The following is a 20979-nucleotide window of genomic DNA, read 5'->3' as shown; positions in this document are numbered from 1 at the left end:
GCGGGCAAAGGGTAAAAATCAGAAGTAGCTGAAGCAGGTTGTCTATAAAAAGACCAAAAAAGCCGTCCAAGTCACCCTTAGTGATGTTGCCAATTGAAAACAATCTCATGCTACCTCCAAAAGAGCAGGAATCGTGCGGGAGAAAAGAGAAACACCGCAACATTTTCGTCCATAGGTGGTATCGTCCCTCCCTGAGGGCAAAGACTATCCGGGCAGCATCGCGCGAAAATCAGCTTCTGACAGGACCTTAACTCCCAGTTTGGCGGCCTTCTCCAGCTTGCTCCCTGCCTCTTCCCCTGCGAGCAGGTAGGTGGTCTTGCTGCTCACGCTGGAAACCATCTTCCCGCCATGGGTGCGGATCAGTTCGGCAATCACCTCACGTGATTCGCTCAGCGTCCCGGTGATCACCCATGAGGTGCCTGCAAAAGTGTCGCTCGCCTGTTCCGTCTTGGGGTTGTCAAACTGGAGTCCGGAGCTGCGCAGGCGGTCAAGTAGCGCCTGATTCGCAGGGACTTGGAACCAACCGTGAATGCTCTGGGCAACAATGCCGCCAATGTCCTGGACCTTGAGCAAGTCTTCCACACTCGCCCTGGCCAGTGCATCAACCGCTCCAAAATGGTCCATCAATGATCTCGCGGACGAGGCACCGACGTGGAGAATTCCCAGGCCAAAGATCAGCCGCCATGGAGCCTGCTTCTTGCTTTCCTCCAACCCTTTTAGCAGGTTCTCGATGCTTTTGGCCCCCTGCCGTTCCAGTTTTGAGAGCGCGTGGGTGTTCAGATCGTAGAGGTCGGCGGGGGTGATGGCCAGGTGGGCATCCACGAGTTGTGCCACCATTTGCTCGCCCAGGCCGCGGATGTCCATGGCCCCGCGGTGGGTGAAATGTTCCAGACGCCGTTTCACCTGCTCCGGGCAGTTCGGATTCGTGCAGCGGATGGCCACTTGGGCCTCGTCCTTTACTACCGGGCTCTGGCACACCGGGCAGTGGACGGGCACGGGGACCTCCTTCTCTTCCCCGGTTCGCTTTTCCTTGTTCACCGCGACGACTGCGGGGATGATCTCGCCGGCCTTTTCAATGATGACAAAGTCGCCTACACGGATGTCTTTTCGGACAATTTCCTCGAAGTTGTGAAGGGTGGCGTTGGAGACTGTGCTGCCACTCAGGAACACCGGCACCAGGCGAGCTACCGGGGTGAGGGCACCCGTACGACCGACCTGAATGTCCACCGACAGCAAGCGAGTCTCCGCCTGCTCGGGCTGGTACTTGTACGCGATGGCCCACCGGGGCGCCTTGCTGGTCGCTCCCAGATCCCGCTGCTCGGCAAAGGCGTCCACCTTTACGACAGCACCATCCGTGTCATAAGGCAGCGCCTTGCGCTTTTCGTCCAGCTGGTGGATGGCGGCAATCACCTCGTCGGCCGATTCCGCATGCCAGATGTGCGCGGCCATGGGCAGGCCGGCATCGTGCAGCAGCTTGTGGATGTCGTCCTGACTGGTGAGACGGGCTTCGCCCACATCCCCCACGCCGTAGAAAATCACTTGTAGCGGGCGCTTGGCCACCAGTCGTGGGTCCAGTTGCTTCAGGGACCCGGCGGTGGCGTTGCGAGGATTGGCAAAGCGTGGCTCTCCCGCCTCCTCCCGTTCCTGGTTCATCTTGTCAAAGCCGGCGCGAGTCATGTACACCTCACCGCGCACTTCAAAGGTCTGGGGCACCTTCGCCGGAAGCCGCAGGGGGAGGGCGCGAATGGTCCGGAGGTTTTGGGTGATGTCATCGCCCATGCGGCCATCGCCGCGCGTGGCTGCGTATTTCAATGCCCCTGCCTCATAGCGCACTGCCACAGCCACGCCATCCACCTTGGGTTCAATGGTGCAACGAACCTTCTCGCGTCCCAGGCCCTTCACCAGTCGCTGAAAGAAGTCCCTCATCTCCTCCTCGGAGTAGGTGTTGTCCAGGCTCATCATGGGCACGGGATGAGCTATTTGTTTGAATCCGTCCAGCGGGGTTCCGCCCACTCGCTGGGTGGGGGAGTCGGGGGTGATCAGGCTGGGATGGGCCTTCTCCAGGTCCTGTAGCTCCCTCAGCAGTGCATCGAAGGCCTGGTCCGAGATCTCCGGGGCGGCATTCTGATAGTACAGCCGGTTGTGGTGCTCGATCTCCTCGCGGAGGTGGGCGACACGAAGGGAGGCGGTTTCAAGGGCTGCAGCGGGGGGCATGGGCGGGATTTTTAGCGGTGAATCGGAGCGGCGACAAGCCTCTTTCCACCCACCCAACTGTATATCAAGCCACCCAGGCCAGACGCGAGGAAACCACCCAGGACGTCCGCCATCCAGTCATACGGGTCATTCCCGGAACGGCCGGGCACAAAATTCTGATGAAATTCATCCGACAAACCGACCAAGGCACAGAACCCGATGGCGATGAGTGAAGCCTGCCACCAAGAACGGTCTGGATTCTGAAGGCGCACTCCCATGTAGAGCATGGTGGAGCCCAGCATGAAGTAGGTGGCATGCATGATCTTGTCCATGTGGGGGATTTCCGGACCGGGCATTTGGGGCATGGGTCGGGAAGAGAGGAAGAACAACAGGGCAAACCACGCGGCGACACCGCAGAACCAGGGAAGGGGGCGTGAGAGCATCTGCCAAGAACGGCGGGGGAAGGCATGGTGCAAATGAAGAATCCACCCCCGGGGCCGTGTTTCCTGACCGTTCGAGGACGGTTGCGGAGTGAAATCGCGTCCTGGCTCCGCGCCATGCTTTACTCAGCCTGGCATTTTTGCTTTTCTGCGGACATGTCAGCTGAAGCCAATTTATTGCAATTGAACGTCGCCCTCCCTCCCGCACCCACCCCGGTAGCTGTGTACAAGCCGCTCGTTATCGCCGGGAACAAGGCCTATGTGTCTGGTCACGGCCCGGTCCAGGCGGATGGTTCCCTGATCGTGGGGCGTGTCGGTGCTGATCTGACGCTGGAGGAGGGGCACGCTGCCGCCCGTCAGGTGGGGCTGGCCATCCTGGCCACGCTTCGGAAGCACTTGGGCTCATTGGATGCCGTGAAGCGCGTCGTCAAGGTGCTGGGCATGGTGAATTCTGCTCCTGATTTCTACGACCATCCCAAGGTGATCAACGGCTGCAGCGAGTTGTTCGCAGAGATCTGGGGCAAGGACAACGGAGTGGGCGCGCGCAGCGCTGTCGGCATGGGCCCCCTCCCGGGCAACATTGCAGTCGAAATCGAAGTCATCTTCGAGATCAACCTCACGACGTCAGACCAGATGGTGGACGACATCTAGAACTCAGCCTCTCTCGCAGTTCTACAGGAAACCGGCTGGTGGCCGGCTGGAAAACCGGCCGCCAGGCTCAATAAGCCCTCGTCTGCAGTCAGTCCCTACCGGATTGGGCTGCCTTCTTCCTGCCCTTTCCGCCGCCCCCATTGCCGGGGCGGCCATTGGCATCCGCCTGATTGGCTTTGGGCAACCATTGCGCCAGTTGCGCCTTTTGCTCCGCAAAACGGGTGTCCGACGCCAGGTTGGTATGCTCCAGCGGGTCCTTGGTTTCGTCATAGAGTTCTTCGTCACCGTTCTCGTACCGGGTATAGCGCCAGCCTTCACTGCGCACGGTGTGGTTGCCAAACTTGTAGGTCGTCAGGGCCGGGGTGGTCCATTCAGCAGCAGGGTTTTGCAGCAGGGCCTTGATGCTCTTTCCTTCGACATGCGCAGGTACGGGGATGCCGCTCAGGTCGCACAGAGTGGGGTAGAGGCTCATAAAATCCACCGTGCGCTCGCATACGCTGCCAGCCTTGGTCACACCGGGCACCACCCAAAGGAGGGGTGCGCGCGTGCTCTCTTCCCAGAGGGCGAATTTCCGCCAATGTTCTTTCTCCCCCAGATGCCAGCCGTGGTCTCCCCAGAGGACGATGATGGTGTTTTCCCGCAGGGGCGACTTTTCATAGGCGTCCAGCAGACGGCCGATGTTCATGTCCGTGTAGCTGATGGCCGCCAGATAACCCTGGACCGCCTCCTTCCATCGCCCGCTGGCCAGCATCTTGGCGTGGTCCCCGTTGGGGCCTGCCATACGCACGCCGGCTGGGGGCACATCGGTGAGGTCCCCCGGAATGTGAGGTGGCAGCTCTATTTTGTCCAGCGGGTGCAGGTCGTAGTACTTCTGTGGCACATTCCACGGCATGTGAGGCTTGTGCAGACCGCAGGCAATAAATACAGGTCGGTCATGTTTTTTGCTGAGTTGCTCGATGGCGTAGTCAGTGATCTGCCAGTCGCTTAGATCTTCGTCTTTGCAGTCAAGAGGGGCGAACTTGATCCCGCCTACGCCATCATTGCCCGTGGGTTTGGGATCGCTCTTCTTCTCCGCAGGGTATTCGTTCCACTCACTCTTCCGGTCGAAACCCCCATGATAGATTTTCCCTGAACCCAGCACTTCATAGCCCGCTTTCCGGAACGTGGTAGGGAGGGTTTTTTCTTCCGGGATGACTGGCCGCCAGTCATCATCGTTGTCGTAGATGCCGGAGGTCGAGGGGCGAAGACCCGTCATGAGAGCAGCTCGTGATGGATTGCAAGAGGGGGAGGCGCAGTAGCTTCTGGTGAAGCGGGTTCCCATCTCGGCCAGACGGTCCAGATTGGGCGTCTTGCTCTGCGTGTTGCGGCCCAGATAACCCACCCAATGATTGAGGTCGTCCACGGCGATGAACAGCACATTGGGCCGTTTGGCGGTCGGATCCTGGGCCTGAAGAGGGGACAAGAGCTGGCTGAAAACGATGCCCGCCAGGAGCAGGGCGGCCGTTGGGGGCTTCAACAAAGAGAAACTCATGCCTTCCAGACGAAAGGCATGTGGCGATGTTTCTGGGAAATTTGTCCTGGACCGGACAGTCAAGGCCCTGGGGATCAAAGTCGCACCTGACCGTTGCCGTTGACCAGATACTTGTAGCTGCAAAGTTCTGCCAGCCCCATCGGGCCGCGGGCGTGCAGCTTGTCGGTGCTGATGCCAATCTCGGCACCGAATCCGAACTCGCCACCGTCGTTAAAACGGGTGCTCGCATTCCAGAGCACCACGGCAGAGTCCACTTCATGCTGGAACCGGGCGGCTACGGTGGCATCTTCGGAAACGATGACGTCCGTGTGGTGGGAGCCATAGGTGTTGATGTGCTGGATGGCTTCGTCAGTGCCTGAAACGGTCTTGATGGACAGAATCTGATCCAGGTACTCCGTGCTCCAGTCCTCTTCCGTGGCGGGCTTCGCCCCGGGCCAGACGGCTAGCACCCCTGCATCGCCCCGGACTTCCACGCCACTTGGTCTCAGAACCTCCCGGAGGGTGGCATAGAAATCTTCAGCCCCTTCGCGGTCCACCAGCACCGTTTCCACCGCATTGCAGGCACTGGGCTTCTGGCACTTGCCGTTGAGAATCAGGTTGGCGGCCATCTCGTGGCTCGCCGTGTGGTGCACATAGACGTGGCAGACGCCATCGTAGTGCTTGATCACCGGCATGCGGGCGGCTTGCACGACGCGCTCGATCAGTCCCTTCCCACCCCGAGGGATGATCAGATCCAGGTAGCGGTCCATCTTGGCGAGATGATCCACGCTCTCCCGGTCGGTGAAGGGGATGAGCTGAATGCTGTCTTGGGGTAGCCCTGCTTTTTCACCCCCGGCCTGCAAGGCAGCCGCGAGGGCGGTGTTGGAGTGAATAGCCTCCGAGCCGCCCCTCAGGATGGTGGCATTGCCGGTTTTAAAGCAAAGTATGGCCGCGTCGCTGGTGACATTGGGCCGGGATTCGTAGATGATGCCGATGACGCCGATTGGCACCCGCACCTTTTGCATAGCGAGACCGTTTGGACGTGTCCATTTACCGAGCACTTCACCCACGGGGTCGGGGAGCTCTGCGACTTGCTCGATGGCTGCGGCGATACCTTCCAGAGATTTTGGATCGAGTCGCAGGCGGTCCACCATCGGTTTGCTGAGTCCTTTTTCCTCGGCAGCAGCCACGTCTTTGGCGTTGGCGGCCAGGATGCTGTCGCGCTGCTCTCTCACGCCGACCGCCATGGCCCGCAGGATGTCATTCTTCTGGGCCGTGGTCAATTTGACCAGCTCATGAGAGGCAGCCCGGGCTCTGGCCCCCATGGCGAGGATGGCGTTGGCGATGTCAGACGGTTGGGACATTGATCGGTAGTTGACGGGACGGGAAAGGGAGCAAGGAGGGGGGGCAGATTGCTCCGGCGAGGGATACGCGGGAGATCAGGCTTTGGAGGCGGGCAGGGGGAAGCGGGTGCCCGTGCCCTTCCCTTCCACGAGATCGGCGATCTGTTCCGGATGACGTCCAGAAGCGATGATGCACTCCACATTGCCCGCCACGGCATCAGCTACGGCGCGGAGTTTGGAAGCCATTCCTCCCACGGAAAAGGCACCCTTGTCCTCCTGCGCCAGGTGCAGGACCGAGTTCACGTCTTCAACCATCGGCACGATGTTGACCGCCCCATCGTTCTTGAGATCCATCAGGCCCGGCACGCTCGTCAGCAGGATCAGCAAATCCGCACTCCAAAGCTGGGCCACGCGGGAAGAGAGCTTGTCGTTGTCGCCGAAACGCAATTCTTCCACCGCCACCGAGTCATTCTCGTTGATGATGGGAACCACATTGGGGTTCTCCAACAGGCGCAGCAGGGTATTCTTCACCTTCTCTGCGCGTTCTTTGCTCTCCAGGTCGGCGTGGGTGAGCAGGAGTTGCGCAACGTAAAGGCCGTGACCACGCAAATAGCTCTGGTACGTGTGCATGAGGTAAGTCTGGCCGACGGCCGCACACGCCTGCAGGGTGGTGATTTCCTGCGGCCGTTCCCGGAACCCCATGGCCTTGAGGCCGGAGGCCACGGCACCGCTGCTCACGACGACCACGGCATGGCCGCGGCGCTTGAGCTCAGCAATGGCCTGCACCAGTTTGCACAACTGTTCCTCATCCATCTCCGCACGATCCGTACGGGTGAGGATGCCACTGCCGAACTTGAGAATGACTCGTCTGCCGCTCATGACTGATTTTTTGGAATCCGCAGCATGGGCGAGACCGGCTCGCTTTGCAAGCAGAGGGAGAATGAGTGACTTTTCTCATTCGGAGTCTAAAACCTTTCTAATGAAATAGCGGGCCACCCGTTTTGGAATGCTCAAGTCCTCTGAAGGGGCGCGTGAGAAAATCGCTTTCTTTCAGGAAAAATAGCCTTGCCCATGTCCCGACCTATCTTGCAAACTACCATTTGTGATGTTCGCCCTAGCGGCCGTGTGCTTATGAGACCGTTTTTCCTGTTCGCTCTTCTATCCGTTGGTTCCGCCTCTCTTGTCTGCGGTCAAGCACCTCCTGCGACCCCTCCTGCTGCACCGGCAACTGCGCCGATGAACAAGGAGCAGGAAATGGAGGCGCTTTTCTCCGAGGCCCAGGCGGCGTTTGGCCAGGGCCGCTTTGACGTGGCGTTGCAAAAAATTGGTGCCATTCACACCGCCACCAGCAACAAAGATTTCGAGGCTGTGATGTACCTTGAAGGTGCGGCGCACTTCAATCTTAAGCAGTGGGCGGAGGCCATTAAGTTTTTCGAAGACTTCATCAAGAAGTTTCCCCAGAGTAACAGTCTCAATGATGCGAAAATGGCCGTTGGCGAGGCCTACCTGAACGCAGGCAATGCCGACAAAGGGATCGCTTCCCTCAAGGAAGCCGCTGCCGTGCCGGAACTCCGGGACCGCGCAGGTTTGATGATCGCGTATCATCACAAGAAGGGCGGCCAGCCTGATGAGGCCCTCAGCATTCTTGAAGTGGTGCTGAAAGACCTTCAGGGAACGCCTACCGCAGAGCAACAGCAGGCCATCCTCATGGCTTCTGAAATCTACGTAGGCAAGGGCGACACTGACAAGGCTGGCCAGATGATGGAAAAGCTCCGTGCAGGGGCTTCTGCAGATGAAAGCGTCGTTCAGTTGAATGTGCTCTCCCAGCAGGTGGGGGATGCCATGCTGGAGCAGAAGCGTTATGGGGAGGCCCTCCGTGCCTATCAAAGCATGCGTCGCCAGGGCGAACTGGTGGCCATTCAGAAGGCTCGTATTTCAAAAATTGAGCAGTGGCAGACCCAGATTGCCGCAGGTGGTCGGGTTCAGTTCATGGGCAAACTGCTCAGCAAGGAAGAAGCGGCTGGCCTGCTGGACACCAACAAGAAGATCCTCGCAGATATCGAAGGGGTGAAGGACTACGATGCCTCCATCATCTATCGTCTTGGCCAGTGCTTTTATGAGATGGGCCGCTTGTATGAGTCCCTTCTGGCCTTTCAGACCATCTACGAAGATTTCAAAGACAACAAAGATCGTGATCGCTGTCTCTTCGGCATGATCGTGTGCAACGCCGGCCTGCAACGTGCCGGTCGTGCCTATCTTCTCTGTGAGAAGTACATGAACGAGTTCCCTGAGGGGGCAAACATCGGACAGGTGACCGACATGTTCGGTTCGCTGGCCTTTGAAAGTGGCAATATCGAGGCTGCCATCAAAGCGTTCGAGCGGGCCAAGCTCGCCAAAGATGCCGACAAAGAGCGTCTCAACTATCTACTCGGGGTGGTGCTCTTCGAATCCCAACGCTTCGACGACTGTCGTCTCGCTTTCCAAGAACTGATCAGCCTTAACAAGACTTCCGCCTACAAAGACGAGGCTGAGTACCGCATCGCGCTGAGCTACTTCTTCCAGAACGATTCGCAGAAGACCCGGAAGGCCCTGCGTGAGTACATCGCTGGGAACCCCAAGGGGCAGTACTTGGTGGACGCCAAATACCGTCTTGCCTTCATCGACTTCCAGGGCGGCGACAAAAAAGACGCCATGGAGCAGCTCGAGAAGCTGGTGGTGGAAGCCCCGAACGATCAGAACGTGGGTCAAGTCTGGTCGCTTCTGGGCGACATTTACAGCCAGATGGTGGACGAGAGTGGCAAGATCGACTACACCGCCAAGTGCCTCGAGGCCTACCGGAATGCGGTGGACAAGGCCAAGACCGAAGACGTGCTCAACTACGCAATCGACGCAGCCACCAACCTGATGGTGGACAAGAACATGTGGAAAGAGCTGACCCAGATGTGGTCCAGCTACTATCAGGCGAACAAGGACAAGCCCTCTGCCCTAAAGGCCATTTACTGGATTACACGGGGAGTAGAGCGCGAAGCCAAGTCTCTGGAGAGCGAAGGCATGCCGGACAAGGCCAAGGAGAAACTGAATGAAGGTCGCAAGCTGGTGGCTGGTGCGATGGCGCCTCACCTTGGCAATCCAGCCAATGAGCAGGTGGAAGTCCTCATTCAGCAGCTTGTCACCATGATGGTGCCCAAGAAACGTCCCCGCGCCGCAGCTCCTGCGACCAAACCAGCGGCCGTGACGCCTGCCGACGCCACCAAGAAGGAAGGCGAGGCGGCGGATGCCAGCAAGGCAACTGATACGGCCGTTGCGGCGGCACCAACTCCCGCCCCTGGCCCAACTTTTGAGGAAGTGGAGACCGAGTTCAAAACGCTCATGACACCGCAAGGCGATAATGGGCTCCTGAATGGCACGGCGGCAGCCCGCATCCTCTATGGTCGCGCGCTGATCGCCCGTGGTTTCCGTGATGTGGCCAAGTATGAGAACCTCATGAGCATCATTCCCGATGCCGCAAAGATTGAGGAACTCAGCCCCCTGCTTCTCGCTGGCCTGGGTGAAATGCTGACCAAGAAGGGGGATGCAGAAAAGGCCGCAGCCTGCTTCCAGCAGTTGCGTGCCAAGTATCCCAACAGTGAATTTGGTGACAAAGCTCCAGTGGGTCTGGGGGACATCGAGTTCAACAACAAGGAGTACCAGAAGGCTCTCGACCTCTACAACGAGGCCATTGAGAAGTATGCCTCCAGCTCCAGCATCCTTGAGGCAACACTGGGCAAGGCCAAGGCTCTCCTGGCCTTGAAAAAGTATGACGAAGCTGAGAAGGTCTTCACCACCATCCAGGCCACCAAGGAATGGCGCGGTGCCCATCCCGCCGCCCTGTTGGGGTTGGGCGAAGCCTCTGAGGCGAAGAAAGATCTCAAGAAGGCGGTGAGCTTTTATCAGCGCATCATCCTTGCCTATCGTCGCGACAAGGCCGTGCTTGCCCAAGCCTATCTCCGTGCGGCCAAGTGCTTCATCGAACTCAGCGACAAAGAAAGCGCCCGGACGGTCCTCCAGCAAATGCTTGCCCAGAAGGACATCACGGAGTTCCCCGAATTCAATGAAGGCAAGGCCCTCCTGAGCAAGACCAGCAACTAATTTTCCTCTCGATCCATGCTTTCTTTCAAATCACTGTTGTTTCCGCTGGCTTGTTTGGCTCTCAGTGCGCCGGCGCTTCACGCCCAGGCGCTCGTGCTCAAGAACAACGACCGCATTCCCTTTGGTAGCTTTAGCGTCGAAGGAGGCAAGGTCAGCCGCACGATCAAGATGAGCAATGGTGCTGAGGCCAAGGCCAGCATCAATCTCACCGACATCGCCCGACTGGAGTGGCCGGAAGTTCGCGAGGTGCTCGAAGCCCAGGCCATGCTGGGTGAAGGCAAGGCCAAGGAGGCCATTGAGGTGCTCGCCAAATCCAAAGAGTTCTTCAAGCCCTTCAAGTCTATTCCTGGCAGCCCCTACAATGACATCTCGCTCGCTCACGTGGAAGCGTTGGATCAGGCAGGTGACTTTGATGCCTTGATTCGTGTGCTCCCTGAAGTGGAAGCCATGAAATGGGACGAACAGAAGAAGCTCAAGGTGCGGATTCTGAAGCTCAACATGGCCCGTCGCACCTCGAGCGACCAGGATGCCATTCTGAGTCAGGCGGAAGATCTTTTGAAGGACACTCTGGATGCAGAAATCTCCGCCCGTCTCTGGATGACCGTTGCAGAGATTCACACCCGGAAAGAGCGTTGGGAACCCGCGTTGATGGCCTATCTGCATGTGCCCGTGTTTTACGGCAGCCAGGCAGCACTGGTGCCTCAGGCGGAGCTTGCCGCCGCCCGTACGCTCACAAAGATGGAGCGTTTTAAGGATGCCGTGGGGTTCTACCAGCGCATTGCCGAAGCTTACCCCGGTTCCGAAACCGCTGAAACGGCCAAAAAAGAAATGGTCATTTACAACGGTCGTGAAAACAAGCCAGACCGGCCGGCAGCGGCTGGTGGCAAAGATTCCCCAACGAAAACTGAATCCAAGTAATGCAACGTCAAACCATGTATAATCTGCCCATGCACATCACACGCTCCCGCTTGAAACTTAGGCTTGGCCGCCTGTTGGTCTGCGCCACCCTCGCGTTCGGTGGTTTGCAGTTTGGTATCTCGGCACTTCATGCAGAGGAGGCCCCGGCTCCGGCGGAAGGCGCTTCAACGGCCCCGATCGTGCATAAGAAGTCCATGCTCGACAAGTTCAAGGAAGGCGGCTGGGTCATGTACCCCATTCTCGGCTTTTCCGTGTTGACCATCTGGCTTTCCACCGACCTCTGGATCCGCACCGGCAAGAAGAAGCTTGCTCCTGACGCCCATGTGAACGGGGCGAAGGATCTCTTCCGTATGGGGGACTATGTAGGTGCCTATCAGCACTGCAAGAACAACCCCTCTGCCTTCAGCGACACGGTGCGCGTGTCCCTGAGTTTCATTGGAGACGGCCAGCATGCCACCGAAGACGCCATGATGGGCGAACTCAACAAGTTCAACGCCGCTACCACCACCCGGATCAACTACCTCTCCGTTATCGGTGTGTGCACTCCGATGGTGGGGCTGCTCGGTACCGTGACGGGCATGGTGACCGCTTTCGAACACCTTGGTGCATCCGGCGTGGGTGACCCCTCCGGCCTTTCGGCAGCCATCGGTGAAGTGTTGATCGCGACGGCCTCCGGTCTGGCCATCGCCATTCCGGCCTTCATGATGTTCTATGTGCTTCGTAACCGTCTTCAGGGTTCGATCCACTATTGCCAGGACATCGTGGTGAGCCTCTTCCGCAAGATGCCTTACGAAGACCTCAAGGATTGCCATGTGGGTGAAGAAGAGTTCTTCGCGGCCCGGCCAAACTGGGTGTCCGATGAAGATGCTGCTGCTACAGCACTTCCTGCGTAATGGATTCTAGAGCAGGTCAGTTCCAGCAGGGGCGTAGCCCCTGCATATTATTTTGAGTCAGTCAGTCAGTTAACCCTTACCTTTTTAACACTATGGGCGGCGGCGGCGGCAGTATGGAGAGCGGCGAACCGGAGTTTCAAATTGCTCCGATGATCGACTGTCTTCTTGTCTTGCTCATTTTCTTCATGAGCATCACCACGGCGGAGGTGCTCCAACTGGACAAAGACATCCAGTTGCCAGCGGCACCCGAGGCCAAGAAGAAGGAGAAAAGCAAGATGTCGGAAGGCGCTCTGAATGTGAAGTGGAATCCCAAGACCCAGAAGGGTGAGTTGAACTTCGAGGGGAATACCTATGATGATGTCAGCGCGCTGGTGGAGGTGCTCAAGGGGAAGAAGGCCAAAGCACCGGACTATCGAGTCATCATTCGTGGTGACAGACGTCTTCCTGCGGTGGAAATCCAGCGCACCATGAGTGTGTTGGGTGAAGCAGGCATGGATGATCTGGCCTTCTCGGCCTTGAACCAGTAAATTTTAAAGAGCCAATCTCACCCATCCATTATGAGCGGTAGCAGCAAAGGCCGAAAACAAATTGAAGTGGAGCAGATCGGGACAGGGTTCCAGATCGCTCCGATGATCGACGTGGTGTTTGTGATCATGCTGTTTTTCATGGTCATGGCCAACAGTGTGAAGGTCGAACATGAGTTGAAAACCGCCCTGCCGGGGGCTGTGACGGCCAACCCTGTCGTAGCAGAAACCCCTCCGGACGAGATCTTGATTGCTATCTCGGAAGATGGTGCGGTCGCCATGAATGATGAGGAGTTTGATTCCCCTACGGATCCCAAGCTCCCCTCTCTGACAGATAGCCTGATCAGACTTCGCAAGGATGCTGACCTCCGGAACAACAAGGTGCTCGTCACCTTGCAAACGGAAGAGCAGACCAAGTATGAGCGCATCATTCAAGTGATGAACGCACTGGCTGCGGCCAAAATTGCCAACGTGACCTTCACTGTCGGCTCTGAAGAGTTCTAAAGAAGTTTTCGCGGAGCGTCGGCTCCCAATTTTGTTCAAGTTAGACCCACCCTGTGTTGATCAGGGTGGGTCTTTTTGTCTTGCTTCAGAATGGGCTGTAGTGCCCCGAGTTGAGCGCTGAGGTGTTGTTTTGGGTGCGATCCACATGATTGTAGCCAGATGTTTAGGGATAATGCTTGTCCATTGAGGTTATTGAATCTTGCGGAGGTGGATGAAAATTGATCTAATGAGAGTCGTTCCTGCGTGTGGATGGGTGAAATAGGTGCCGCGGCAGGCCTAATCGAGATCCTCATGAATCCTGCATCCGCATCCCACCCGTTGCCTGCGCTCGAAATTGATTCACCCGCACCTCCGCTATCTCCCACGACGGGAAGTGCCTCAGTGCCGCTGGTGCAGATTCAATCTTTGGAACCTACTGCTCCCTCCGGGGGGCATTCGGTGGCGGCTCCCGTTTTGATGGACGCCTCTCCATCCTATGCGGCATCTCCACCTGTGGTACACCCGATCGATGCTCCGCACTTTCATGCGCCGACCACTCCGCCCGTAAAAAAGAACATCTTTGTCGAGTACTGGCGCAAGGCCGGGGGCGGGTCTTTCATGGTGAGTCTCCTCATCCATGCGGGATTGCTGGTCGGGGCCTACTTCCTGGTGGAGACGATCGTCACGGAGAACAAAGTGGACTTCCTCCCTGGCGGTGGCAGCAAGCAGGGGGCTGAGGCCAACCAACAGCTGGCGCAGACGGTTCAAAATAAGAAGCGTAGCTCCCTAAACAAGAGCACCCCCATGAAAAAGGTGGTGAGCACGAGTGCCAATGCGGCGATAGCGCTCAATGACGTGCCGATGGAATCCATCGACATGCCGGAAGTGGGCAGTCTGATGGGGGGCTCCATGGGCAGCGGTGGATTTGGTTCTGGCGGTGCGGGTGGGGGATTTGGCAAGGGGATTGGCATGGGGGGGCAGTCCGGTTTTGTGAGCCTGCCACCGACGTTGAAAAGCCGTTGCAGCACGGCCGAGCGGCTTCAGAAACTCAAGGAGAGCGGCGGCGTGGCCGAGTGTGAAAAAGCGGTGAGCACTGCTCTGGAATATCTCAAGAGCAAGCAAAAGGCGGATGGTTCCTGGGGCACAAACAACAAGGGAGCCATGACCGGTTTTGCCTTGCTTTGCTTCCTGGGGCGCTGCGAAACTCCGGATTCCCCTTTCTACGGGGACAACGTCATGAAGGGCATCATGTTCCTCATCGAGACGCAGAAGAAACATCCACAGAAACTGTTCTCCCAAGCCACGGCTGGCAACGGCCCGGTGTATGAACACGGCATTGCGACCTACGCTTTGGGGGAGATGTACACCCTCGCTCGTATGGGCAGCAAATCGCTGCCGGGCATGCGTGAAGCCTTCGAGGAAGGGGTAAGGGTAATCATCGACAATCAGCAGAAGGGCGGGAGCTGGGTGTATGACCAGTCCACGGGTTTTTATTCCCCGAGCCGTGAGGACCTCTCGGTAACAGGGTGGCAATACCAGGCACTCAAGGCGGCCAAGTTGACCAATTTGAAAATCAACGGATTGCATTCCTCCATCGACAAGACAGTGGAGTATCTGGAAGGCAAGCAGACCAAGGATGGCGGCATTGGAGGTACCAACCGGGAGGCTCATTACAATCAGTGGAACCTGACCGGCGCTGGAGCCCTCGGCTTGCAGACGCTGGGCAACGGGAAGAAATCCCAGATCAAGAAAGCCATCGACTTTTCGTACGAACTCTACAAAAAGGAGCCCCCCCTCTGGTCAGATGGAAATAGCCAGCTCCTCTACACCTGGTACTACTATCAGCAGGCGTTCTTCCAGGCTGGCGGAGAAGAATGGGACTACTGGAACAAGGCTGTCTTGCCGCAACTCCTTCAAAATCAAAACAAGGATGGCAGCTGGACGCACAGGAGTGCGACTGCGGGCGGGGATAACGTCTATGCCACTGCGCTGTGCACTCTGATGCTGGAGGTTTACTACCGTTATTTGAAGGTGGGAGATCGCGAATCATCCTCCCTCTTTGACCGCAAGTAGGCATCAAAGTGGATGGGTGGATTTTGACCGGATGGCGAGATATTACTTGTCTTTGAGTCTAAGAAATGGTCGGATCGAAGGGTTAACCCTTTGGGTGGGATAGGAATTGCGCAGCTTTCTTCTGCGAAAGACCAAGATCTGCCCGACTTGCCCGTCATCACTTGTGACTGGCAACGCCGCCTCCTCCGCTATGAATCCTTCCGACTCCGAGCACCAGCCTTCCTCCAATCCTGTTCCCGTGCTGCCGCCCACGACGGGCAGCGCCTCCGTGCCGTTGGTACAGATTCAATCTTTGGACCCCACGGCTCCCACCGGATCCCAGCCGGTGCAGATCCCTCAATACGAACAGGCAGTTCCTGCGCACCAGCATGACGTTCCCCAGCAGATCGAGCACTTTGAGGCTCCGCACTTTCATGCGCCTATCGCCCCTCCGGTAAAGAAGAACATCTTTGCCCAGTATTGGCGCAAGGCAGGCGGCGGCTCCTTTATGATCAGTCTGCTCATCCATGCGGGTTTGCTGGTCGGGGCCTACTTCCTGGTGGAGACGATCGTCACGGAGAACAAAGTGGACTTCCTCCCGGGCGGTGGCAGCAAGCAGGGGGCTGAGGCCAACCAACAGCTGGCGCAGACGGTTCAAAATAAGAAGCGTAGCTCCCTGAACAAGAGCACCCCCATGAAAAAGGTGGTGAGCACGAGTGCCAATGCGGCGATAGCGCTCAATGACGTGCCGATGGAATCCATCGACATGCCGGAAGTGGGCAGTCTGATGGGGGGCTCCATGGGCAGCGGTGGGTTTGGTTCTGGCGGTGCGGGTGGGGGATTTGGCAAGGGGATTGGCATGGGGGGGCAGTCCGGTTTTGTGAGCCTGCCACCGACGTTGAAAAGCCGTTGCAGCACGGCCGAGCGGCTTCAGAAACTCAAGGAGAGCGGCGGCGTGGCCGAGTGTGAAAAAGCGGTGAGCACTGCTCTGGAATACCTCAAGAGCAAGCAAAAGGCGGACGGATCCTGGGGCACTCAGTACAAGGGGGCCATGACAGGTTTTGCTCTTCTCGCTTACTTGGGCCGTTGTGAGACTCCGGACTCTCCTTTCTATGGGGAGAACGTCATGAAGGGCATCATGTTCTTGGTGGAGACCCAGAAGAAGAATCCCAACAAGTTGTTCTCTCAGGCCACCTCTGGCAATGCACCGGTGTATGAGCACGGGATCGCCACCTACGCTCTGGGGGAGATGTACACCCTCGCTCGTATGGGCAGCAAGTCACTGCCGGGCATGCGTGAGGCATTCGAGACCGGTGTGGGGGTGATCATCGACAACCAGCAGAAGAGTGGCAGCTGGGTGTATGACACGGACAAAGGCACCTATCTTCAGGGCCGCGAGGACCTCTCAGTCACGGGCTGGCAGTACCAGGCACTGAAGGCGGCCAAGCTCACGAACTTGAAGATCAATGGTCTGCACGGCGCCATCGACAACACTGTTAAATACCTCGAGAACAAACAGACCAAGGATGGCGGCATTGGCGGTACCAATCGCGAGACCAGCTACAACCAGTGGGAACTTACGGGAGCCGGTGCGCTGGGGCTGCAGACTCTGGCCAATGGCCGGAAGACGGAGATCAAAAAGGCCATCAGCTTTGCCCATGAACTCTTCAAAAAAGAGCCTCCGTCTTGGGATCATGCCAACCTCTACTCCTGGTATTATTACCAGCAGGCATTCTTCCAATATGGTGGGGAAGAATGGAACTACTGGAATGCAGCCGTGCTGAAAGAGATCCTCAAGAACCAACAGCCGGACGGGAGTTGGAAGTCGCCCACCAATTTCCACAACGCCAGTGCCGGTGGGGACAACATCTATCCCACCTCTCTCTGCATCCTGATGCTGGAAGTGTATTATCGCTACCTCAAGGTGGCTGACCGCGAAAGCTCTTCGATCTTCGATCGGAAGTGATTTTCGAGATCAACTGAAAATGAACGGGGCCTCACATGCTGTGGTGCCCCGTTTTTTAGGCAATCAGCGTGACGAGCGAGTTCAGGAGGATTAGCAGGAAGCTCAGCGTGCTGACGGTGAAGTTGCGCACGTCTGCACTGATACGCTGGTCCGGGTTGTCCCCATTGGGGGAGCTCCGGAGACGGTAGTATGCCCGATTGTTGAAGTAGCGCTTGATGAGGTGTTGAGTGAGCCATTCCCGCCAGAGCAGGGCGAGTCGCTCCTCGGTCCAGCGGTAGTAGGTGCCAATCGGCACCGCCAGGGCAAAGGTGGCAAGATACCACCCGAGACTGCGCCAGTAGGCTACACCATCCTTGTGAGGGCGATGTCATTCATGAAGTCCCTGCCGGCATAGCTCAGCGGCACCTGGACGCCGCCGACGGCCAGCGAGAGGGGCAGAAGGACAGCCAAGAAGCTGCGGGCCTTGCGCTTGCTTTTGGACCCGAGGAACGCCTTCGCGATGATCCAGAATTGTCGGAGGGTTCTTCCCAGCGAAGGCTTGGCTTGGGAAACGTTTTCATCACTGGAACCTTTGTCATTGTGAGTCCCCATGCCACCAAAACGGATTCCCCCCCCCTCAGCGAGTGCAAAAGAGATGCGGAGGGGTGACAGAAGGATCAATCAATCTCCACGATTGATTAAAAGCCTGGAATTCATGGCTTTAGTGGGCTCGCTGACGACTAGCTTTGCATCAACCCAGCGCGCATGGCCTCAAGTGGCACGGGTTCTCCAAACCAGTGTCCAAACGAGATGGCTCCCTGGTGCAGAAGAAGCTGAAGTCCATCGCAGGTACGGGCTCCGCTTGCTTTGGCGGCACTGATAAATGGAGTGGGGGACGCTGTACGATAGACCATGTCATACGCGAGGTGCCGGGGCTGGATGCGCTGGTAGCCGAAGAGAGGTCCATCGCCATCCTTCATGCCCACAGGCGTGGCATTGACGATGAGATCCACGTCATCAAGGATCGAGGAAATCTCCTCGTCGGACCAGGTGAGCGCCGTCACCCGGGTGGTGGAGGAGAGTTGCTGGCAGTTTTTTACGAGGGGCGCGAGCTTGGTGACGGTGCGATTGGCAAGGCGCAGACTGGGGCAGCCCTCCAGCGCACTTTGAATGGCCACCGCCTGCCCGGCACCGCCGCCCGCTCCAATAATGAGCACCCGGAGATCCTTCACTGATGAGCCAAAGGCTTCTTCGACGGACCGGAGAAATCCGGGACCGTCGCTGTTGTAGCCGATCTTTTGACCGCCAAGGAGATGGACAGTATTCACCGCGCCCAACGCGACGGCCAGACCGTTGAGTTCGTCCATGGCCTCCAGTGCCTCGAACTTGTGGGGAATGGTGCAGTTCACCCCCACGAACCCATGCAGAGCAAACAGATTGAGTGCCTCCGCCACCGATCCCGGAGGAACGTGCACACGAATGTATTGCGCATCAATACCCCTGGCCTTGAGGGCGGGGTTGTGCATCTGAGGTGAGCGCGAGTGGGCGATGGGATCGCCGATGACGGCGAGCCGGGCGGGTGGATTGATCTCAGCAGAAACGGAGGACCAGTTTCGCAGGTCCTCCAGGGTGTAGCAGGCCTTGGACATGTATCGGGTTATTTCTTGGAATCTGGAGTGGCTGGGGTGAAGTCGAGCTTGAACCCGCCGAACTCCGCCCAGCAGGGCCGCGTGGGGGCCCAGGTGTCATCACTGCCGCCGTGAAAGGTTTCAAAATAGAGTGAGTCCACGCCAAAACTGGGGTTGTCCCGCCATTGCAGATCTTCGCGATCCACCATGAGGCGGGCTGGGGTGGATGCCGCGGTGATCCAGACGCGCAGGGTGCCATTACGTTGCCCGGGTGTATTCATGCCCACCTGAATTCTCACCTGAAAGGGGGATCCGGTGGGGAATCGGAAATCATCGGGAAAGTTGAATTGGTCGCCGTAGTTTGTCTGCTGGTGCTTGTGGTACACGTAAGCCTGTCCCCGGCCGTCCTTCCGCCACATGAGCCGTGCGGAGAATCCGTTGTTGCCGTTGGCCGGGCGGCCTCCGCTCACGTTTTCCGGCCCTCCACAAAGGCCGGGCAGCTTGCCGCCTTTCACCCAGTCAAAGTCCGGGCTGAAGCGCAACGTGTACGTGAGCTCCGCGAACTCATGCGCGCCAAAGGGGAATCTCCATCCTGCGCCGCCTTTCTCCGGGCCGATCTGACCCGGGGTATAGGAAACACGCAACCAGCGCTGGTGGTCGGCCTCTGTCAGAGCAACTCTGCCTTCGCGGATGCCGCCTTCAAACCTGCAGCCGGGCCAGTCTTTCTTCCACTGGGCCAGCGAGTAGGGCCCTGCGGGTCCATTGAGGAGAATGAGCCGAGGTGCTTCCTCCCCAGCGTGCCCGGAAGGGCTGATGGCCAGGTTCATGCCCAGCACCATCCCCAGCACGAAGGCGGGGAGCAACCGACGACGGGCCAGGATGGTTTGGCGGAACATCATAGGGATCGTTATGAATTCACGCCAGAAGGGCGGCGGCGCGGCCGAGGCGGGCGATGGACCGCTCCTGCCCGAGCACAACCATCATCACCTTCACATCTGGACCGCGGGTCTGACCGCTCAGAGAGAATCGCAGCAGTGGCATGAGGGCTCCGGGCTTCACCCCTTCGGTGGCGGCGACTTGGGTCAGGGCCTCGCTGAGACCCGCTTCGCTCCATTCGCTGGTGGCCCGGAGTCCGGACTGAAGGGCGGCCAGCAGTTTGGGGGCCTGGGCGTTGGCCTTCAGCTTGGTCATCACTTCGTCCTCGAACGCGAAGTCTTCCGTGAAGAAGAAATGCACCCAGGAGGGGAACTCCGAGGCCAAGCTCACCTTTTCCTTCACGCTGTTCAGGGTGCGGGCAATGTAAGCCTCGTCGCTGCCCGGGGTGATGCCGGCCTTTTCCAGCCAGGGGCGGGCATAGGCAACGAGGGCAGCGTCGTCCAGCAGACGGAGGTGCTGCTGGTTCACCCAGGTGCATTTGGTCATGTCGAACCGGGCATTGCTGTGATGAACATCGCTGATGTCGAACAGTTCGACGGCTTGCTGCGCAGAGAAGGTTTCACCTTCAAGCTTGGGGGTCCAGCCCAGCAGGCAAAGGTAGTTGAACACCGCCTGGGGAAGGAAGCCAGCCTGCAGGTAGCTGTCGATGCTGGCTCCTTCGTCCCGCTTGCTCATCTTGGAGCCGCCGGGATTGAGGAGGAGGGGGATGTGCCCATAGATCGGAGCCTTCGCGCCAAAGGCGTTGAAGAGGTCGATGTGTTTCCAAGTGTTGGAGATGTGGTCTTCCCCGCGGATGACATGGGTCATGCCCATCTCGATGTCGTCCACCACATTGCAGAAGTGGAAGATGTAGCTGCCGTCCGGGCGGCGCACCGTCATGTCGGGCTCTTCCGTGGGGGCGAAGCGAATGTCTCCGCAGACCATGTCCGGGATGGTGATGGCCTCACGGCTGAACTTAAAACGGGCGGCTCCGTTGTCTTCAAAGTACACGCGACCAGCTTCTTCCAGCTTTTTGAAGTGGGCGTCGTAGATGCCCTGGCGCTGGCTCTGGAAGTAGGGGCCGTAGTCCCCACCTTTCTGGGGACCTTCGTCCCAGTCGATTCCCAACCAGCTCAGTCCCTCGAAAATGGCGTTCATGGCCGCCTCGGTGTTCCGCGCCTCGTCCGTGTCTTCAATGCGCAGAATGAAGGTGCCGCCGCTTTTCCGGGCGAGCAACCAGTTGAACAAGGCCGTGCGGGCGCCTCCAACGTGGAGGTAGCCAGTGGGTGAGGGGGCGAAGCGAACGCGAATGGACATCCAACGATGTAGAGGGGATTGACGGGCTTCTCAAGCGTC

Annotated in this window: 18 protein-coding genes; 8 read left to right on the top strand and 10 right to left on the bottom strand. The window is 58.2% G+C overall.

Annotation, left to right across the window (positions count from 1 at the left end; translation table 11 throughout):
• Nucleotides 1-204: 204 nt before the first annotated feature.
• The gene (gene ligA / locus VSP_RS23350; protein WP_009963732.1) at nt 205-2214 is read right to left on the bottom strand and encodes an NAD-dependent DNA ligase LigA; all 2010 of its coding nucleotides are present in this window, start codon (nt 2212-2214) and stop codon (nt 205-207) included.
• Nucleotides 2215-2225: 11 nt separating this feature from the next.
• The gene (locus VSP_RS37030; RefSeq protein WP_086010747.1) at nt 2226-2558 is read right to left on the bottom strand and encodes a VanZ family protein; all 333 of its coding nucleotides are present in this window, start codon (nt 2556-2558) and stop codon (nt 2226-2228) included.
• A gap of 231 nt (nt 2559-2789) precedes the next feature.
• Here VSP_RS37030 and VSP_RS37025 point away from each other — a divergent pair, with 231 nt between their 5' ends.
• Nucleotides 2790-3284 carry a RidA family protein gene (locus VSP_RS37025; RefSeq protein ID WP_044133643.1) on the top strand — a complete coding sequence of 165 codons (495 nt, stop codon included), beginning with the start codon at nt 2790-2792 and terminating at the stop codon, nt 3282-3284.
• A gap of 88 nt (nt 3285-3372) precedes the next feature.
• Here the strand turns inward: VSP_RS37025 and VSP_RS23335 are convergent, their stop codons facing one another.
• The 3 genes from VSP_RS23335 to proB all read right to left on the bottom strand — a co-directional run bounded on the left by VSP_RS23335 (nt 3373) and on the right by proB (nt 7016).
• Nucleotides 3373-4815, bottom strand: coding sequence for a sulfatase (locus VSP_RS23335; protein WP_009963728.1), 1443 nt, complete (start codon nt 4813-4815; stop codon nt 3373-3375).
• A gap of 74 nt (nt 4816-4889) precedes the next feature.
• The gene (locus VSP_RS23330) at nt 4890-6158 is read right to left on the bottom strand and encodes a glutamate-5-semialdehyde dehydrogenase (RefSeq protein WP_009963726.1); all 1269 of its coding nucleotides are present in this window, start codon (nt 6156-6158) and stop codon (nt 4890-4892) included.
• A 75-nt stretch (nt 6159-6233) separates the two neighbouring features.
• Nucleotides 6234-7016, bottom strand: a complete 783-nt coding sequence (proB, locus tag VSP_RS37020; RefSeq protein ID WP_009963725.1) for a glutamate 5-kinase — start codon at nt 7014-7016, stop codon at nt 6234-6236.
• A 357-nt stretch (nt 7017-7373) separates the two neighbouring features.
• Between proB and VSP_RS23320 the strand changes: the two genes are divergently transcribed.
• The 7 genes from VSP_RS23320 to VSP_RS23290 all read left to right on the top strand — a co-directional run bounded on the left by VSP_RS23320 (nt 7374) and on the right by VSP_RS23290 (nt 17101).
• Nucleotides 7374-10265: a tetratricopeptide repeat protein gene (locus VSP_RS23320; RefSeq protein ID WP_009963724.1), complete on the top strand. Its 2892-nt coding sequence runs from the start codon at nt 7374-7376 to the stop codon at nt 10263-10265.
• Nucleotides 10266-10280: 15 nt separating this feature from the next.
• Nucleotides 10281-11183: a tetratricopeptide repeat protein gene (locus VSP_RS23315; protein WP_009963723.1), complete on the top strand. Its 903-nt coding sequence runs from the start codon at nt 10281-10283 to the stop codon at nt 11181-11183.
• A gap of 29 nt (nt 11184-11212) precedes the next feature.
• The gene (locus VSP_RS37015) at nt 11213-12076 is read left to right on the top strand and encodes a MotA/TolQ/ExbB proton channel family protein (protein WP_156345470.1); all 864 of its coding nucleotides are present in this window, start codon (nt 11213-11215) and stop codon (nt 12074-12076) included.
• A gap of 92 nt (nt 12077-12168) precedes the next feature.
• Nucleotides 12169-12603: an ExbD/TolR family protein gene (locus tag VSP_RS23305; RefSeq protein WP_009963720.1), complete on the top strand. Its 435-nt coding sequence runs from the start codon at nt 12169-12171 to the stop codon at nt 12601-12603.
• Between the two features lie 30 nt (nt 12604-12633).
• A complete protein-coding gene (locus VSP_RS23300) occupies nt 12634-13104 on the top strand; it encodes an ExbD/TolR family protein (RefSeq protein ID WP_009963719.1) in 471 nt (156 codons plus the stop codon).
• Nucleotides 13105-13395: 291 nt separating this feature from the next.
• Entirely contained in the window at nt 13396-15156 is a 1761-nt protein-coding gene (locus VSP_RS23295; protein WP_081452897.1) for a prenyltransferase/squalene oxidase repeat-containing protein, read from the top strand.
• Nucleotides 15157-15346: 190 nt separating this feature from the next.
• Complete coding sequence (locus VSP_RS23290; protein ID WP_009963717.1) at nt 15347-17101, top strand: prenyltransferase/squalene oxidase repeat-containing protein; 1755 nt, start codon at nt 15347-15349, stop codon at nt 17099-17101.
• A 55-nt stretch (nt 17102-17156) separates the two neighbouring features.
• Here the strand turns inward: VSP_RS23290 and VSP_RS23285 are convergent, their stop codons facing one another.
• The 5 genes from VSP_RS23285 to VSP_RS23265 all read right to left on the bottom strand — a co-directional run bounded on the left by VSP_RS23285 (nt 17157) and on the right by VSP_RS23265 (nt 20940).
• Nucleotides 17157-17396 (bottom strand): hypothetical protein, encoded by a 240-nt coding sequence (locus tag VSP_RS23285; protein ID WP_009963716.1) that lies wholly within the window; start codon nt 17394-17396, stop codon nt 17157-17159.
• A gap of 47 nt (nt 17397-17443) precedes the next feature.
• Entirely contained in the window at nt 17444-17692 is a 249-nt protein-coding gene (locus tag VSP_RS23280) for a hypothetical protein (RefSeq protein WP_029190696.1), read from the bottom strand.
• A gap of 128 nt (nt 17693-17820) precedes the next feature.
• Nucleotides 17821-18729 carry a shikimate dehydrogenase gene (aroE, locus tag VSP_RS23275; RefSeq protein ID WP_009963713.1) on the bottom strand — a complete coding sequence of 303 codons (909 nt, stop codon included), beginning with the start codon at nt 18727-18729 and terminating at the stop codon, nt 17821-17823.
• 8 nt (nt 18730-18737) lie between these two features.
• Entirely contained in the window at nt 18738-19607 is an 870-nt protein-coding gene (locus tag VSP_RS39910; RefSeq protein ID WP_009963711.1) for a polysaccharide lyase, read from the bottom strand.
• Nucleotides 19608-19623: 16 nt separating this feature from the next.
• The gene (locus VSP_RS23265) at nt 19624-20940 is read right to left on the bottom strand and encodes a glutamate--tRNA ligase (RefSeq protein ID WP_009963710.1); all 1317 of its coding nucleotides are present in this window, start codon (nt 20938-20940) and stop codon (nt 19624-19626) included.
• Nucleotides 20941-20979 lie beyond the last annotated feature (39 nt).

This window comes from Verrucomicrobium spinosum DSM 4136 = JCM 18804 (assembly GCF_000172155.1).
Taxonomy (GTDB): domain Bacteria; phylum Verrucomicrobiota; class Verrucomicrobiia; order Verrucomicrobiales; family Verrucomicrobiaceae; genus Verrucomicrobium; species Verrucomicrobium spinosum.
This window is presented reverse-complemented; position numbering and strand designations above follow the sequence as displayed.

Bases quoted from the DNA above. Each gene is read 5' to 3' on its own strand.
- aroE (WP_009963713.1), bottom strand. From the start codon at position 18,729: ATGTCCAAGGCCTGCTACACCCTGGAGGACCTGCGAAACTGGTCCTCC.
- VSP_RS23315 (WP_009963723.1), top strand. From the start codon at position 10,281: ATGCTTTCTTTCAAATCACTGTTGTTTCCGCTGGCTTGTTTGGCTCTC.
- VSP_RS39910 (WP_009963711.1), bottom strand. From the start codon at position 19,607: ATGATGTTCCGCCAAACCATCCTGGCCCGTCGTCGGTTGCTCCCCGCC.
- proB (WP_009963725.1), bottom strand. From the start codon at position 7,016: ATGAGCGGCAGACGAGTCATTCTCAAGTTCGGCAGTGGCATCCTCACC.
- VSP_RS37030 (WP_086010747.1), bottom strand. From the start codon at position 2,558: ATGCCCCAAATGCCCGGTCCGGAAATCCCCCACATGGACAAGATCATG.
- VSP_RS23335 (WP_009963728.1), bottom strand. From the start codon at position 4,815: ATGAGTTTCTCTTTGTTGAAGCCCCCAACGGCCGCCCTGCTCCTGGCG.
- VSP_RS37025 (WP_044133643.1), top strand. From the start codon at position 2,790: ATGTCAGCTGAAGCCAATTTATTGCAATTGAACGTCGCCCTCCCTCCC.
- VSP_RS23265 (WP_009963710.1), bottom strand. From the start codon at position 20,940: ATGTCCATTCGCGTTCGCTTCGCCCCCTCACCCACTGGCTACCTCCAC.
- VSP_RS23320 (WP_009963724.1), top strand. From the start codon at position 7,374: ATGAACAAGGAGCAGGAAATGGAGGCGCTTTTCTCCGAGGCCCAGGCG.
- VSP_RS37015 (WP_156345470.1), top strand. From the start codon at position 11,213: ATGCACATCACACGCTCCCGCTTGAAACTTAGGCTTGGCCGCCTGTTG.
- VSP_RS23290 (WP_009963717.1), top strand. From the start codon at position 15,347: ATGAATCCTTCCGACTCCGAGCACCAGCCTTCCTCCAATCCTGTTCCC.
- VSP_RS23330 (WP_009963726.1), bottom strand. From the start codon at position 6,158: ATGTCCCAACCGTCTGACATCGCCAACGCCATCCTCGCCATGGGGGCC.
- VSP_RS23305 (WP_009963720.1), top strand. From the start codon at position 12,169: ATGGGCGGCGGCGGCGGCAGTATGGAGAGCGGCGAACCGGAGTTTCAA.
- VSP_RS23295 (WP_081452897.1), top strand. From the start codon at position 13,396: ATGAATCCTGCATCCGCATCCCACCCGTTGCCTGCGCTCGAAATTGAT.
- VSP_RS23280 (WP_029190696.1), bottom strand. From the start codon at position 17,692: ATGGGGACTCACAATGACAAAGGTTCCAGTGATGAAAACGTTTCCCAA.
- VSP_RS23300 (WP_009963719.1), top strand. From the start codon at position 12,634: ATGAGCGGTAGCAGCAAAGGCCGAAAACAAATTGAAGTGGAGCAGATC.
- ligA (WP_009963732.1), bottom strand. From the start codon at position 2,214: ATGCCCCCCGCTGCAGCCCTTGAAACCGCCTCCCTTCGTGTCGCCCAC.